This window comes from uncultured Parabacteroides sp. (assembly GCF_947855115.1).
GTDB lineage: Bacteria > Bacteroidota > Bacteroidia > Bacteroidales > Tannerellaceae > Parabacteroides.
Window position 1 is genome coordinate 131822 of record NZ_CANTZW010000003.1, and the last position, 14650, is coordinate 146471.

The 14650-nt window shown below is 37.3% G+C and carries 14 protein-coding genes, 2 tRNA genes and 1 pseudogene; 9 read left to right on the top strand and 8 right to left on the bottom strand.

The genetic code is table 11. The features are described from left to right. Positions 1–16 precede the first annotated feature (16 nt). The 4 genes from Q0110_RS03835 to Q0110_RS03850 are packed head-to-tail and all read left to right on the top strand — an operon-like array spanning position 17 to position 2339. A complete protein-coding gene (locus Q0110_RS03835; protein ID WP_297902807.1) occupies positions 17–763 on the top strand; it encodes a MotA/TolQ/ExbB proton channel family protein in 747 nt (248 codons plus the stop codon). Between the two features lie 9 nt (positions 764–772). Beyond that, positions 773–1246 (top strand): hypothetical protein, encoded by a 474-nt coding sequence (locus Q0110_RS03840; RefSeq protein WP_297902810.1) that lies wholly within the window; start codon positions 773–775, stop codon positions 1244–1246. Between the two features lie 32 nt (positions 1247–1278). Then, a complete protein-coding gene (locus tag Q0110_RS03845; RefSeq protein WP_297902812.1) occupies positions 1279–1869 on the top strand; it encodes a biopolymer transporter ExbD in 591 nt (196 codons plus the stop codon). Beyond that, positions 1869–2339 carry a biopolymer transporter ExbD gene (locus Q0110_RS03850; RefSeq protein WP_297902816.1) on the top strand — a complete coding sequence of 157 codons (471 nt, stop codon included), beginning with the start codon at positions 1869–1871 and terminating at the stop codon, positions 2337–2339. Before Q0110_RS03845 ends, Q0110_RS03850 begins: the two co-directional genes overlap by 1 nt. 51 nt (positions 2340–2390) lie before the next feature. Here Q0110_RS03850 and Q0110_RS03855 read toward each other — a convergent pair whose 3' ends face one another. Continuing rightward, complete coding sequence (locus Q0110_RS03855; protein ID WP_297902818.1) at positions 2391–2939, bottom strand: GNAT family N-acetyltransferase; 549 nt, start codon at positions 2937–2939, stop codon at positions 2391–2393. A gap of 144 nt (positions 2940–3083) precedes the next feature. Between Q0110_RS03855 and Q0110_RS03860 the strand changes: the two genes are divergently transcribed. Further along, complete coding sequence (locus Q0110_RS03860; protein ID WP_297902820.1) at positions 3084–3557, top strand: Lrp/AsnC ligand binding domain-containing protein; 474 nt, start codon at positions 3084–3086, stop codon at positions 3555–3557. A gap of 86 nt (positions 3558–3643) precedes the next feature. Here the strand turns inward: Q0110_RS03860 and asnS are convergent, their stop codons facing one another. Genes asnS through purB form a run of 3 tightly spaced genes read right to left on the bottom strand, consistent with a single transcriptional unit; the run spans position 3644 to position 7953 of the window. After that, positions 3644–5050, bottom strand: coding sequence for an asparagine--tRNA ligase (asnS, locus tag Q0110_RS03865; RefSeq protein WP_297902822.1), 1407 nt, complete (start codon positions 5048–5050; stop codon positions 3644–3646). Positions 5051–5065: 15 nt separating this feature from the next. Then, positions 5066–6550, bottom strand: a complete 1485-nt coding sequence (locus tag Q0110_RS03870) for a pseudouridine synthase (protein ID WP_297902832.1) — start codon at positions 6548–6550, stop codon at positions 5066–5068. 59 nt (positions 6551–6609) lie between these two features. Next, positions 6610–7953: an adenylosuccinate lyase gene (gene purB, locus Q0110_RS03875; RefSeq protein ID WP_297902835.1), complete on the bottom strand. Its 1344-nt coding sequence runs from the start codon at positions 7951–7953 to the stop codon at positions 6610–6612. 753 nt (positions 7954–8706) lie between these two features. Here purB and Q0110_RS03880 point away from each other — a divergent pair. Continuing rightward, positions 8707–8781, top strand: a tRNA-Val gene (locus Q0110_RS03880). A 32-nt stretch (positions 8782–8813) separates the two neighbouring features. Next, a tRNA-Val gene (locus Q0110_RS03885) sits at positions 8814–8888 on the top strand. 609 nt (positions 8889–9497) lie between these two features. On the opposite strand, the gene Q0110_RS03890 is transcribed toward Q0110_RS03885, so the two are convergent. The 4 genes and pseudogenes from Q0110_RS03890 to Q0110_RS03905 all read right to left on the bottom strand — a co-directional run bounded on the left by Q0110_RS03890 (position 9498) and on the right by Q0110_RS03905 (position 13158). After that, a complete protein-coding gene (locus Q0110_RS03890) occupies positions 9498–9731 on the bottom strand; it encodes a hypothetical protein (RefSeq protein ID WP_297902838.1) in 234 nt (77 codons plus the stop codon). A 536-nt stretch (positions 9732–10267) separates the two neighbouring features. After that, a complete protein-coding gene (locus tag Q0110_RS03895; protein ID WP_297902841.1) occupies positions 10268–11143 on the bottom strand; it encodes a DNA/RNA helicase domain-containing protein in 876 nt (291 codons plus the stop codon). Positions 11144–11290: 147 nt separating this feature from the next. Then, positions 11291–11758 (bottom strand): hypothetical protein, encoded by a 468-nt coding sequence (locus Q0110_RS03900; protein WP_297902842.1) that lies wholly within the window; start codon positions 11756–11758, stop codon positions 11291–11293. 9 nt (positions 11759–11767) lie between these two features. Then, positions 11768–13158, bottom strand: a pseudogene (locus Q0110_RS03905) (ATP-binding protein). Between the two features lie 341 nt (positions 13159–13499). On the opposite strand from Q0110_RS03905, the gene Q0110_RS03910 reads away from it, so the two are divergent. Both Q0110_RS03910 and Q0110_RS03915 read left to right on the top strand, forming a co-directional pair. Beyond that, positions 13500–14132, top strand: coding sequence for a hypothetical protein (locus Q0110_RS03910; RefSeq protein WP_297902844.1), 633 nt, complete (start codon positions 13500–13502; stop codon positions 14130–14132). 8 nt (positions 14133–14140) lie between these two features. Then, complete coding sequence (locus tag Q0110_RS03915) at positions 14141–14614, top strand: GNAT family N-acetyltransferase (RefSeq protein WP_297902847.1); 474 nt, start codon at positions 14141–14143, stop codon at positions 14612–14614. The last annotated feature ends 36 nt before the right edge of the window (positions 14615–14650 follow it).

Genomic DNA, 14650 nt, shown 5'->3' on the forward strand with positions numbered 1-14650 from the left:
AAAAATTAAACACACAATGAAAAAGTATTTCGTAAAAACATTCATGAGCCTATGTGCTCTTGGAGTCTCTTCCGTAGTATTTGCGCAAGAAACTGCCGAAGCTGCAGAAACCGCAGTTGAAGGAGGTTTATATCAAGCGTTAAAAGTTAAATTTATTGAAGGTGGTGCAGACTTCATGAGTTTGGTAGCCATCGCTTTGATATTCGGTTTAGCATTCTGCTTGGAAAGAATTATCTACTTAAATTTAGCTGAGACGAATTCTAGTAAATTGTTGAAAGGTATCGAGGAGGCTCTAGACAAAGGTGATGTTGAAGGCGCTAAAGCAATCGCTCGCGATACAAGAGGCCCTATCGCTTCTATCGCTTACCAAGGTTTAATGAGAATCGATCAAGGTATCGACGTTGTTGAGAAATCAATCGTTTCTTACGGAGGTGTTCAAGGTGGTCTTTTGGAGAAGAACCTTTCTTGGGTAACACTATTTATCGCAATGGCTCCGTCATTAGGATTCTTGGGAACAGTTGTTGGTATGGTTATGGCGTTCGATAAAATTGAGCAAGTTGGTGATATCAGCCCGACGGTTGTAGCAGGTGGTATGAAAGTGGCCTTGATTACAACAATCGGTGGTTTGGTCGTAGCTTTGATCCTTCAGGTATTCTATAACTATTTGTTGAGCAAATTGGAGGCTATCTTGAATCAAATGGAAGATGCTTCTATCACGTTACTTGACTTAGTTATCAAATACAACGTCAAATTCAAAAAATAATAAAGAATTATGGCAGTAACTAAAATAAGAAAAATATCAAGTTGGACACTGTTGATATGCTCTATCATCAGCATTGTCACCTTGGTAATGTTTTTCGCTGGTGGTGTCGTAGATCCCGCCGCAGAAATGAAAGAGCCGATCTATACCGGCCTGCTACTTAACTGGACAACAATCTTATCATTTGTTACAATTATCAGTACAGTATTGTTCGCTATCTGGCAATTCGTAACATTATTGAAAACAGACGCAAAATCAGCTCTATCTTCACTTGCGGTTATCGTTTGTTTCTTCGCGCTTTTGTTTATTACTTATACAATTGGTGACGGAACACCGTTAACAGGTTTGAACGCAGACTCTCAAGTATACAACACTCCGGGTTGGTTAAAGATCACGGATATGTGGATCATGTCTACAATTGTTCTTTTAGTCCTGATTATAGCATGTGTCGTTTGGGGTTCTGTAAAAAGAATCATGGGTAAATAATAGTAATAACGATTTGATAAAACAAGAAAGAAATGGGTAAGAAAAGAAAGACACCGGGTATCAATGGTTCTTCTTCGGCCGATATCGCTTTCATGTTGCTTATCTTCTTCCTTATTACTACATCCATGGATACAGATAAAGGTTTGGCAAGACGTTTGCCGCCCCCTGTACCTAAAGATCAGAAGAATGATACAGATGTTGACATCAAAAAGAGAAATCTATTGGTTGTTTTGATTAACAGTAACAACCAAATTCTTTGCGGTGATCAATTCATCGACATCAAGCAATTGAAAGAAAAGATCAAGGACTTCATTGATAATCCATTTAATGACGAGCATAAGCCCGAAAAGGTGGAGCTGGATGTTCCTTTTTATGGAAAAATGATGGTTACAAAGAACCATGTGATTTCTTTGCAGAATGACCGTGGTACTGAATACCAAGCCTATATCAACGTTCAAAATGAGATAGCGGCCGCCTATAACGAATTAAGAGATAATATCTCTAGAAAGAAATTCGGAAAGGCTTTCGCAGACTTGGACGAAGATCAACAAAAGGCAGTGCAAATGATTTATCCGCAGAAGATCTCTGAGGCTGAACCTAAAAATTATGGAGGTAAAAAGTAATGGGAAAGTTTAGTAAAGCGGGTGGTCGTGAAATGCCCGAATTGAATACATCATCATTACCTGACTTGGTGTTTGCTTTCTTGTTCTTCATCATGATGGTAACATCTATGCGTGAGGTGACATTGAAAGTAGAGTTCCATGCTCCACAAGCAACAGAGCTTCAAAAGTTGGAAAAGAAATCTCTAGTAACATTCATCTATGTGGGTAAGCCGACTAAAGACTTACGGGCAAAAATGGGTTCTGAGACTCGTATCCAGTTAAATGACGCTTTTGCGGAGACTTCGGAAATTCAGGATTACATCGCACAGGAAAAGTCCAGTATGAAAGAAGAAGACCAGCCGTTTATGACAGTCTCTATCAAGGCTGATAAAGAGACAAAGATGGGTGTCATCACCGATATCAAACAGGCTCTTCGTGAAGCATACGCATTGAAGATCAGTTATTCCGCAGCACAGCGTGTCGCAGACTAATTATCTGATATAACCATTATAAAAAGGGCGGGATTTATTTCCCGCCCTTTTTTATTTCACTCCATAAACATTTTGATGAATGATAGCCTTAACCCGTTCAAAAGATTGCTCCATATCAATTTCTCCATGAGTCATCAAACGCATTTCCAAAAACTCCTCTCCCCTACGATATGGAGGTTGGTAATAGACATGATGATCCAAGATAAACCCCAAACGCTCATAAAAACCGATCCTGCGTTTGCTCATCTCCTCGGTCGGCATCTCTACCTCCAAGACAACCGGATCCTTATGAAGGGCAAGGAAGCTCGTCATGGCTCTCGCACCGATCCCCCCGTTACGAGCAGACTCGTCAATAGCGAAATGTTCCGCATAAACAAAGCCCTCAAATTGCCATCCGGTAATAAAACCCACATAAATCCCATCCCGCAATAAAGCATACATCTCGAAACGGTTATCTTCCTCCAAAAGCTTACGTACCAAAGAAAAATCACGGCGTTCCTCTTCCGGAAAAGACCCATTATATGTTTTCTCCACTAGATCCAATAAAGGATCGTCGATCTCACGCACAGGCTTACTAACTATTACATGATTTGCGCTCATAATAAGAAATACTTAATAATTGAATAAAGAGTACTTACAAAATCAAAATAATCAACCATAATCTTTAGGTGATTATAAGATTATCCTTATATTTGTATTAAATTGAAAGATATAATCTAACAGCAATACAAATATACTGAATATATGGCACATCATCAACTAGATGAACTGGATGAGAAAATCCTTAAATTAATCATCGGTAACGCACGTATGCCGTTTTTGGAAGTAGCGAGGGAATGTAACGTGTCCGGAGCGGCTATCCATCAACGCATACAAAAGCTGACTAATTTAGGTGTCATCAAAGGTTCAGAATTTATCGTAGATAATACAAAGGTTGGATATGAAACTTGCGCATATATGGGATTATTCCTAAAATCTCCCGGGCAGTTCCCGAGTGTTACCGAGGCACTGCAGCAGATACCGGAAGTTGTGGAATGCCATTATACAACGGGCCAATATGACCTGTTTATAAAAATATACGCAAAAAACAACCAGCATTTGCTAAGTATCATTCACAACAAGTTACAGCCGTTGGGCTTGGCTCGTACCGAATCGCTCATATCCTTTAAGGAAGCGTTCAAAAGGCAAATTCCTATCAATCTGGATGACGATGATTAAACGATGGAATACCTTATATAAGAAAAAGGCCTGTAATCTGGTTGAAACCGATTACAGGCCTTTTTTATCATGACCACCAAGCACTTTTAGAACTCAGCGTTATTCGGAGTACGCGGGAAAGGTATCACGTCTCGAATATTTGCCATACCAGTTACGAACAGCAAAAGACGCTCAAAACCCAGACCGAAACCGGAGTGAGGTACCGTACCGAAACGACGAGTATCCAAGTACCACCACATATCTTTCATCGGAATGTTCAGCTCCTCTATACGAGCCAAGAGCTTACCATAATCGGCCTCACGCTCGGAACCACCGATGATCTCTCCGATCTTCGGGAACAATACATCCATGGCACGTACGGTCTTCCCATCCTCGTTTTGCTTCATATAGAAAGCCTTGATCTCTTTCGGATAATCAGTTAAGATTACCGGACGTTTGAAATGATCCTCTACTAAGAAACGTTCATGCTCCGAAGCAAGATCTACCCCCCAATATACAGGGAACTCGAATTTATGCCCCTTAGCAACGGCCTCTTCCAAGATCTTGATACCTTCCGTATACGACAAGCGAACAAATGAATCTTTCAATACGCCCTCCAGACGAGCGATCAATTCCTTATCGAACATATCGTTCAAGAACTTGATATCCTCCATACAGTTATCCAAAGCCCATCGCACGCAATATTTAATGAATTCCTCGGCCAGCTCCATATTGTCCGTGATATCATTGAAAGCTACTTCAGGCTCGATCATCCAGAACTCGGCCAAATGACGAGGCGTATTTGAATTCTCTGCCCGGAATGTAGGGCCAAACGTATAGATCTGTCCTAAAGCAGTAGCGGCCAACTCACCTTCCAACTGCCCGGAAACCGTCAAACTCGCTTGCTTACCAAAAAAATCATCCTCATAAATAATAGAGCCATTCTCATCCTTCTTCAAGTCATACAAGTTCTTGGTAGTAACCTGGAACATCTGCCCGGCACCCTCACAGTCGGAAGCCGTAATGATCGGTGTATGGAAATAAAAAAAGCCTCTATCATGGAAAAACTTATGGATAGCATAAGCCATATTGTGACGAATACGGAATACTGCGCCAAACGTATTAGTACGAGGACGCAAATGAGCAATCTCCCGTAAAAATTCCATGGAATGTCCCTTTTTCTGCAACGGATAGGTAGCAGGATCAGCCGTACCAAAAATCTCGATCTCGGTAGCTTGTATCTCAATATTTTGTCCCTTACCTTGAGATTGTGTCAAGATACCGTTCACGCTGATACTAGCTCCCGTGGTAATCGGTTTTAAGAATTCATCGCCCAATTTATCCACATCCACAACGATCTGAACATTATTGATTGTAGAACCGTCATTCAAGGCGATAAAACTCACCTGTTTGCTACCACGGCGGGTACGGACCCATCCTTTCACGTTCACGGTAGTACCGAAAGCATCGCTTTTCAGCACATCTACAATTTTTGTTCGTTTAATTGTTTCCATCTGTATCGTTTTTTATTATTCGAAAGCTCCCATCCGAAGAGCATTCACTTCCCTTTCATTCAAGTAACGCCATTTTCCGCGACCTAAATTCTTCTTGGTCAAACCGGCGAAATAAACACGGTCCAATTTCGTCACATGATATCCCAACGACTCGAAGATTCGACGCACGATACGGTTACGACCGGAATGAATCTCAATACCAACTTGGCTCTTATCATCCTCGCTTGCATAACTGATAGCGTCCGCATGGATTTCTCCATCCTCAAGTTCAAGGCCATTGGCGATTTTCTCCATATCCTCGATAGCCACGTTCTTATCCAACCATACATGGTAGATCTTTTTCTTCTTGAAAGACGGATGGGTCAATTTAGAAGCCAAATCACCATCATTGGTCAATAACAAGACTCCTGTCGTATTACGGTCTAAACGGCCTACCGGATAAATACGTTCTTGACAGGCGTTCTTCACCAAATCCATAACGGTTAAGCGCTCTTGAGGATCATCGGATGTCGTTACGCAATTTTTCGGCTTGTTCAATACGATATACACCTTGCTCTCGATCTGAACCGGTTTCTCATTGAATGTGACTACATCTTGACGGGTAATCTTAGTACCCAACTCAGTTACCACGACATCGTTTACCTTAACAACCCCTTTCTGGATAAACTCATCCGCCTCACGACGTGAGCAAACACCGGCGTTAGATAAAAATTTATTCAAACGGATCGGTTCGTTTGGATCTGCCAAAACCTCCTTATACTTGATTTGTTTCGGGCGCATTCCATATCCTTGTGATTTTTGAGGAGCGCCACCTCCCTGACGGCGATTATTATTGAAAGAAGGACGGCGATTATTTCCATATCCACCACCTCCTTGACGATTGCCACCGTAGGAATTATCGTTACCGTAAGGACGTCTGGGCGCATAACCGCCTCCACCGCTAGGGCGCGACTCGTTGTAATCAACCCGGGTATCACCTACTCTGGGTCTTCTTTTCTTCATGCCATCAGCAGACATTCCTTCTCCGGAAGGGTTAGCGGAATAAGCCTTAGCCGGTCCATCATAATTAGGACGGGACGGACGATTATACTGTCCTCCCCCATTCCCATACGACGGGCGGTTGTTACCATAAGATGAGCGGCCATTGTTGTAGCCACCTTCACGGTTGCCGCCATAAGAAGGACGGTTATTCCCATACCCGCCCTCGCGATTGTTACCATAAGACGGACGAGTATTTCCATAGCCCCCCTCACGGTTGTTACCATACCCTCCTTCACGGTTATTATCGTAAGAGCGTGGACGGCTCGGACGATCTCCGTATGAAGGACGGTTATTTTCTCCATAAGACCGATACGGCCTACGTTCATAGTTACCCTCAGGTTTGTTGTAACCCTGATTATAAGGTCTTCTTTCACCTTCTTGGTCTGTGTTTTCCCGTCTGATACTTGGTATCACCTTTTTTGGACGCGGTTGAGATTCATCTCTTTCTTCTGTACTCATTTGTTGTAAATTAAACAATGGTTAAAAACTTGGTAGCCTCACGGCTACCCGTATTATCACTAAATTCCTGTATAATTATGAGGCGTTATAGCCCTTAATTCATCCTTAATCCGGTCGCTAACATTCAAGGTATCAATAAACTCCTTGATAGATTGCTCCGTAACTGCTTGGTTCGTACGTGTCAACTCTTTTAATGCCTCGTAAGGCTTCGGATAACCCTCACGACGCAATACCGTCTGGATTCCCTCGGCTACCACGGCCCAGCAATTATCTAAATCTCTACTAAGAGCTTTCTCGTTCAATAACAATTTACCCAAGCCTTTTGTTAAACTTTTGAAAGCAATTTCTATATGCGCTAATGGCACACCGACGTTTCTCAACACGGTAGAATCCGTCAGGTCTCTTTGCAAACGAGATACCGGCAATTTCGTGGCTAAATGCTCCAAGATAGCGTTAGCGATACCTAGGTTACCCTCAGCATTCTCAAAATCAATCGGGTTCACCTTATGTGGCATAGCGGACGATCCGATCTCACCGGCCTTAATCTTTTGCTTGAAATATTCCATGGAAATATATTGCCAGAAATCACGGTTCAAGTCGATCAAGATCGTATTGATACGTTTTAAGCTATCAAAAATCGCTGCCAGATTATCATAATTAGAAATCTGTGTAGTCCATTCCTCTCGCTTCAGACCTAATACCTCATTAACGAACTTATTACCAAACGCCCGCCAATCATATTCTGGATATGCTACATGATGCGCATTAAAGTTTCCTGTTGCGCCACCAAACTTAGCGGAGATAGGAACAGCCTTCAGCAAAGCCAACTGTTGCTCCAAACGATAAACAAAAACCATTACTTCCTTACCCAAACGGGTTGGAGACGCAGGTTGTCCATGCGTCTTGGCCAACATCGGGATATTCATCCATTCCTCCGCATACTTCTTTAAGGTATTAATCACTTCCTCCAAACCCGGGAAATATACCTCTTGCAAAGCATCCTTGATAGATAAAGGTACAGAAGTGTTATTAATATCCTGAGAAGTCAATCCAAAATGGATAAACTCGTGATACTTCTCCGCAAGGAAATGATTTGTTTTTTCCTTAATAAAATACTCCACCGCTTTCACATCGTGGTTTGTTACGCTCTCGATCTCCTTCACTCGCAAAGCGTCTTCTTCCGTAAACTCTTGATAAATCTTCCGAAGCCCTTCTTTTATTTCCACCACATTTAAGTCACTTAATTGCGGTAGGAACTCAGAGAGAGTAATAAAATACTCAATCTCTACTCGCACTCTATACTTGATAAGTGCGTATTCAGAAAAATAAGCCGCCAGATTCTCAGTCTTATTCCTGTATCGCCCATCCACAGGCGAAATAGCAGTCAGTGTCGATAATACCATATACATTATTAATATAGAGTCGCAAAGTTAAATCTTTTCCTCTGAATAATAAGGTAAGCAACCGTTATTTTTAACTAAATGTCCTATTTTGGGAACCTATATCTTGCGAATTGTTTTATATCTCACAACCATGATAAAAAGTTCATGTATCTCTTGACAGAGAAGGCTATAGAAAATCTCTATAAACTTATTAAATAATGTATTCTAGAAGGCACAATTTCATAATATCAATGATAGTTCCATAATCGGGCTCAAAAACAAACTGAAAGGAGTAATTTGCGGGAAGAGTAAACAATAAAAAAACGGGACTCCCGTTAAGGAGTCCCGCACAAAAGATTTTATCTATCTTACATAACCCTGGTTTTGGATTTCTTTTTCCGTCAATGGTTTTGTTTTCTTTTTCTTCTTTTCTTCATAATCTTGACTTCACAAACGTAAGCCTTTATATTTAACCACACAAATTTTTATTGAATTATTTTAAAGAATTGCCACCTTTTAGTTTAATCTTATGGATTTTAGTGTGGATCGGACATAGTAAACAGGATGGAACGCCTCCGAAGATAGAGATTTTCGGGAACTTTGTCCCTAATTTTTCTAATACTTCTTACAATATCAAATTTACCTATTGACCGTAGCATCTAAGCAAAATCCATATTTATCCACATTTTTTCGTCTAAAAGTTTGGAGGTAATGAAAAAAGCAGTATCTTTGCAGCGCTTTAGAGAGATAAAGCAAACGAAAAATAAGTTTAAAGGGCGTTTAGCTCAGCTGGTTCAGAGCATCTGCCTTACAAGCAGAGGGTCGGCGGTTCGAATCCGTCAACGCCCACTTTTAAACTATTATTTCACCGAAAGAATTTCGGGCGTTTAGCTCAGCTGGTTCAGAGCATCTGCCTTACAAGCAGAGGGTCGGCGGTTCGAATCCGTCAACGCCCACGAAGATAAAAAGTTGGAGGAAGTCAACAAAAGACAGAAACTTCAACTAAGAAATAAGAATCCTGTTAATCAATAGATTAATAGGATTTTTCTTTTTACATAACCGACACTGCTGAATGAAAAAAGCCATAAAGAAACAGTAGGTTTGTTGTAAACCGTATGTAAGAAACAATCTTAATTTTATACACAAACAGATGCATAATCGATTAGAGTAAAGCATCTTGTAGTATTTTTGTTTGGTATTTTTAGGGCGATAAATCCTTTGACAATAAACTATAATTTTGTCGAGTTAAAAAGGAGAAACATGAAAAATACTTACCGTGTCCTATTCTATATTAGGAAAACCAAATCAAATAAAGACGGTTCTACAACAATTGCGATCCTCTTTACGATCAACAGAGAAGTTTATTAAATTCAATCCAATGTTGTTTGTACCCTCCCTGATCATATTTTTATTTATCTATAACCTCTGATACGAATCTAAGACTGGTATATCTTTAGATAGAACTTTCCCACCTCTTTGAAATACTTCAAGCAGGTGTCAAAGCGAGAAATAGTTACTTTGGCGTAATCCTTACCAATCAGTCCATGGCATTTGTCGTTATATTCCTAATAAACTTCAAAGAACATTAGGTGCTTTTCATCCAGTCTGAGAAAACCTCTTCTAATTTCCATCGGATTGATAAGCTTATCATCTTCTTCTAAAATTCCATGAATACCATACAAGTGTAGTCTTACCGATTCAAGATCGCAGTTTACTTCTATCGATTTAGCGTCTTTATCTGTACACTGCTCTTTGGCTTGCAACCAAAGTTTAGGCTTAACAGTTCTTTTTAGCTGCATTCCTGCTAATTACCCTTAAATTGTTATCCGTAACATGATAGATGTCTCACCTGATTTTACTGTTCTTATTTTGCGAACGAAGAACAATACGTTGAAGTCTGTCATTTCATACTCTAAAAATTAATGTTTAAAGTTTCTGAATCATGTAGAATAGTAAGAATTAAACGATAAGTCAATCTGTGACTTATGATACAATTCATGGACATTTTTTTCGAGACCAAAATTGTCCACGATTTAGTACTACGGAAGTACATAACTTAGCTAAAAAATGTGGGAGTTTTAGGAAAAAGAAAATCTCTGAAATATTTAATTTTCAAGGATTTACCCAATTTGAAGTCTTTTAAAAGTGATACCACCAGCAACCGAAAAATGGTTTGTATAGCACTATTTATCAACAAGTTATATTTTTATTACGATGTTAGTCCCTAGAATAAGGTTTTCACTGTTTTGTACCGTTCGACATCAGTTTTTTCTTGGGTACGATTTCTGAATGCAGAGATAGTGTATTTTTTGATATTTTGGGTTGAGATTATTTATTAATAAAATTTTTTATTTAGCATGTCTATACATCTATTTAGCATAACCTCATTATTGATTATTACGATGTGAAGTTTTTTTCTAGTCCTAGTGATTATTTGATATAACATTTGTCTTTGTGAATAATAATTATTATCAGCTATTAAATCTCCTTGAAAGTTATACTTAAAAGACTCGTCTATGACTACTACAACATTGTCGAATTCTTGACCAACAACAGAATGTGCACTTTCTGTATCATTAGATAAATATGCTTCATAGTGAAAGAATGAGCGTGTTCCTGGTGTATAATTAGGAATTTTCCACCCTCTTTCCGATAATTCTTGCAGTACTAATTTTGTGGAGAAATAATTTTTACAATATGTGAATTCTATATTAGGATAGTCTATACTGGATATATTCTTTTTAATATTGAAAAGTTGTCTTATAAAATATGCAATTTCTTTATTGGTTCTAATTTTATCTGTTAACTTATAGGGAGTGCATAATAATTCTTTTTCAATCCTTTCTTTGGTATGATATTGTTTCTCATTGTCACGTAAATATTGGTTCTCATCATATGAGAAGATACACTTTTTATTAAGAGTGCGTACTTCTGTTACATATTTATCAAATTGATATGGATACATTCGTTGAGCTTCATCAATTATGATTAAGTCAAAATCTGTCGTATTAGGAGCATACTTAGGCATATATATACTCCAATTGTATTCTTCCATTAAAATTTGATGACCACTATTTAGTGGGGCACAATGTAGAACGAGCACTTTTTTACCTATCTGAATAGTTTCTTTAGCTATATGATAAGTCAACAATGTTTTACCTGTTCCTGCACTCCCTGTTAAGGCTATAAAATTTGTTGTAGTATCAGACAACTTTATTTGAATGTCCTTATATATTTGTTCTTGTTGAACTGTAAGGAAATATCCCTATGACATAAATTTTGGGGGAGAATTAAAAGGAGAAACTAAATAGTCTTATGGATTAAATAAATCATCAATATTATCAAATGTTACCACTTGTTAACATATTAACATGTCGCATAATTCACTAAAGATTGTTTCTTCTATTTCGCTTTTATTATTTTTATTTACAAGCTTATAAAGTTTGTTTTCATTTAAAATATAGGTATAAATATAAAGTGGCTTATCTAAAAAACTGAGATAGTATCTATTCTTTTGTTGTTGTTTTAATATCTTCTCTATTGAACTTTCTGTTTTAATCTCTATATTAATAATATAGTTATTTCCAAATCTAAGTAAATCAAATTCTTTTCTAATCTGTGGTATTGAATAACCTAAATAATAACGATTAACAATAGAAATATTATTATTTACTTTTTGCAACTCATTTATAAAAGATTCGATACCATTAAGTTCGTAATCTTTTATCCCGCTAGTTATTCCGTAATTATTCATCAATTTTTGGAATGAAGTATCGCTTAGTTTTCGATAAGCTTCTATGATAGATAGAATATTGACACTCTTCATTATATGAATTTATAAAGATTGATTTTTATTTGATGTTTTATTATTTTTGTTATTCCAATAATATCCACCATTTCGTTGAGCCCCCTTGAATTCTATAAATTCCAATCTAACCAAAGAATTTAAATAGCGTTTAGTAGTAGGAACACTTTTCCCTATTAAGTCTGCTATTTTAGACGAGTTGAGTCCTGGATATTGTTTGACAATATTTAGGTCTTCTTGTTCTTTTGAATTTACAGTATCATTTATAGTATCATTTTTGATACTGATACCTCTTTTAAATACAGCTGTAAACATCCCCTCCGTATGAAATTCCGGTTCGGGCAGATTCGCATCTTTCATGGCTTCCTGCATACGAGGAATACCTGATGCAACTCTTTCAACTAAGTGCATACGAGTAAATAAACCGAAGATTAACGGATTATGCGTCATGCTTTTATACCCGAAATCTTTAGCCACAACAGGCAAAAGTCCTCCGAGATTGGAAATATCTACCTGATCGTCAAACATTTCTATCATAATGCTTGCGCCTTGTTCGTAGTAATCACGGTACGACAGGGCGTTTATAAAGGCTTCTTTAAATACGGTCAGAGGTATTTCCCCAATTTCTTCTCTTGGTCCTGCTCCCTCTATTTTATAGGCTACTTGCAGTTTGCTTTCCAGCCAAGACATAGCCTGTAAATACTGTTGATACAATGAACCTCCGAAAGTTTTATCATCTATAATATAGACTTTATTTGTTCCCTTGAAAAGAACACATCTTGCAACAGCGTGTGGAAACTTTCGTTCGGGTTGTTTGCCGTAGAACATCGCTGCACCGTTTTTTGCCGTAGCATTTTCGGTAAACAGTTCCAAATTCTCAAATATTTGTTTGTCGGATATAGACAGACCTAGTTTGGCTTCTGTCCGGAAATCCTTAATCATCTGTTCATCTGTATCCGTGTAGATATTGAACCAATGGCAGGGTATATGGTCAAAAAAGATTTTGTTACACTCTTGAAAGAAGCTGCGCATTTCTTCGGCTGTGCGAAGTTTCTGTGAGTTTGCCCCCTCACGCACATAGATAGAACCGAAAAATATATAAGGTTTATCCTTGCCGAACGGAACATCAATCACCCAAACAGTTTTATTGCCAATATTTGCGGGATACAATTCACAGTGGAGTGCAGGAGATATTTCGCTGATAGAACCTTGAATGGCAGAGCACTTATCGTTTTCTAAATTAGTATCTACCATTTTCCGTTATCATCTACTCCTATAAGCAAATATCCTCTGTCTGCATTGGCGAAAGCACATATTTCTTCTGTCAGTTCACGAACCTTTGAAGGAACACGAACCTTAAATTCCACATTGTAACCTTCTCCACCCTCAATGAGTGATTGTATGGTTTCTGTATTTAGCACGAAATCCTATTATAAATAATGCAAAGTTAGTCAATTTGTTGAATGTCTCAATACCCTATTACGTTCATTTTCAAAAGAAAATTGGCAAATTCTTGCCTTTTACCTAATAAGAGATTACTTTTGTAACGAAATTTAAAATTATTCCGATGAAAGTACGCTAATTCTATTCATACAAACATTTTTCAATAAGGATATCTTATTGTGTATTAGTGTACTTATTTCCAACATAACAACTCATTGATAATTTCCTTGTATTCATGGGGTAATATTTGTGTTTGTAATGAATAGTTCTATTTCTACTCGTTAGTAAGTATATTCATTAATAAACATTGTAACAAAGAATGCCTGTGAAAAGATTCTTGAGAACAAAGTTATTCAAGCTACTTACAGATTCTATTAGTGATAGAAAAATAAATTCGTCTGAACTATCTGTAACTTATGATGATTTTGTACGACAGCTATTCTTATTTTGTCAAAATAAACAAGATATAATACTATTGTACTTTACTATTAATTATACCATAGCCGAAATCAAAGAACTGAATGTGCGATTAGAATCTGAATATGATAATTCTTTATTTGACATACGATTATTATTATTAAAGTTATCAAGTATATTAGATTCAACATTTAGGATTGTGCAATTTCAATTAGAAAATCCCAATATCTTTATACAGAATGAAGAAAATAGCTTTGTGCCCGATGTCTATTTAGCTAATGATGTTGATATGATTGATATAATGGAATTGATATGTGGGCTTTTTTATTCACATTCATTAAGGAATAGACTAGGAAAGCCTGTGACTTTTTCTGATTTAACACGTGTTTTTGAAAAAGGTATGAATTTTAAGTTTGCAGACATTTATAAAAAAAGAGATGATGTTTTTAAGCGTAAAACTACAAAATTGACGGAATTTATAAAAGAGTTGATTGTTACGATTAAAATAGAAAGTAAAAATAGAGGATATTTATAGTTAGTAATATGGAATACAGAATTAGGAAGTTAAGAGTTTCAGAAATTCGGATTTTAAGAACATTTCTTTATGAAGCAATCTATCAGCCAAGTAGCAGAGATAAATTACCTGTTAATGTTATTGATACTTCAGAATTGTATCTATATATTGAAGATTGGGGTAAGACAAATGATTATTGTTTGGTCTTAGAAATTGAGAATGAAATTGTTGGGGCTATATGGGTTCGGATTTTGAAAAACGGATATGGATATATAAATGATACTATACCTGAAATTTGTATGTCTTTACTAAAAGATTTTCGAAATCAAGGTTTTGGAAGTCTATTAATTAAGAAAATGCTTGATGATATGAAGTTATTAGGATATAAGCATATATCGTTGAGTGTTTCAAAAGATAATTATGCAGCAGACTGGTATAGAAAGTTAGGTTTCAAAGTTTATAAGGAACAGAAAGAAGATTATATAATGGTAGTTGATTTATAGCAACTTAATCCTAAAATATAGGGGAGTAGATAATTT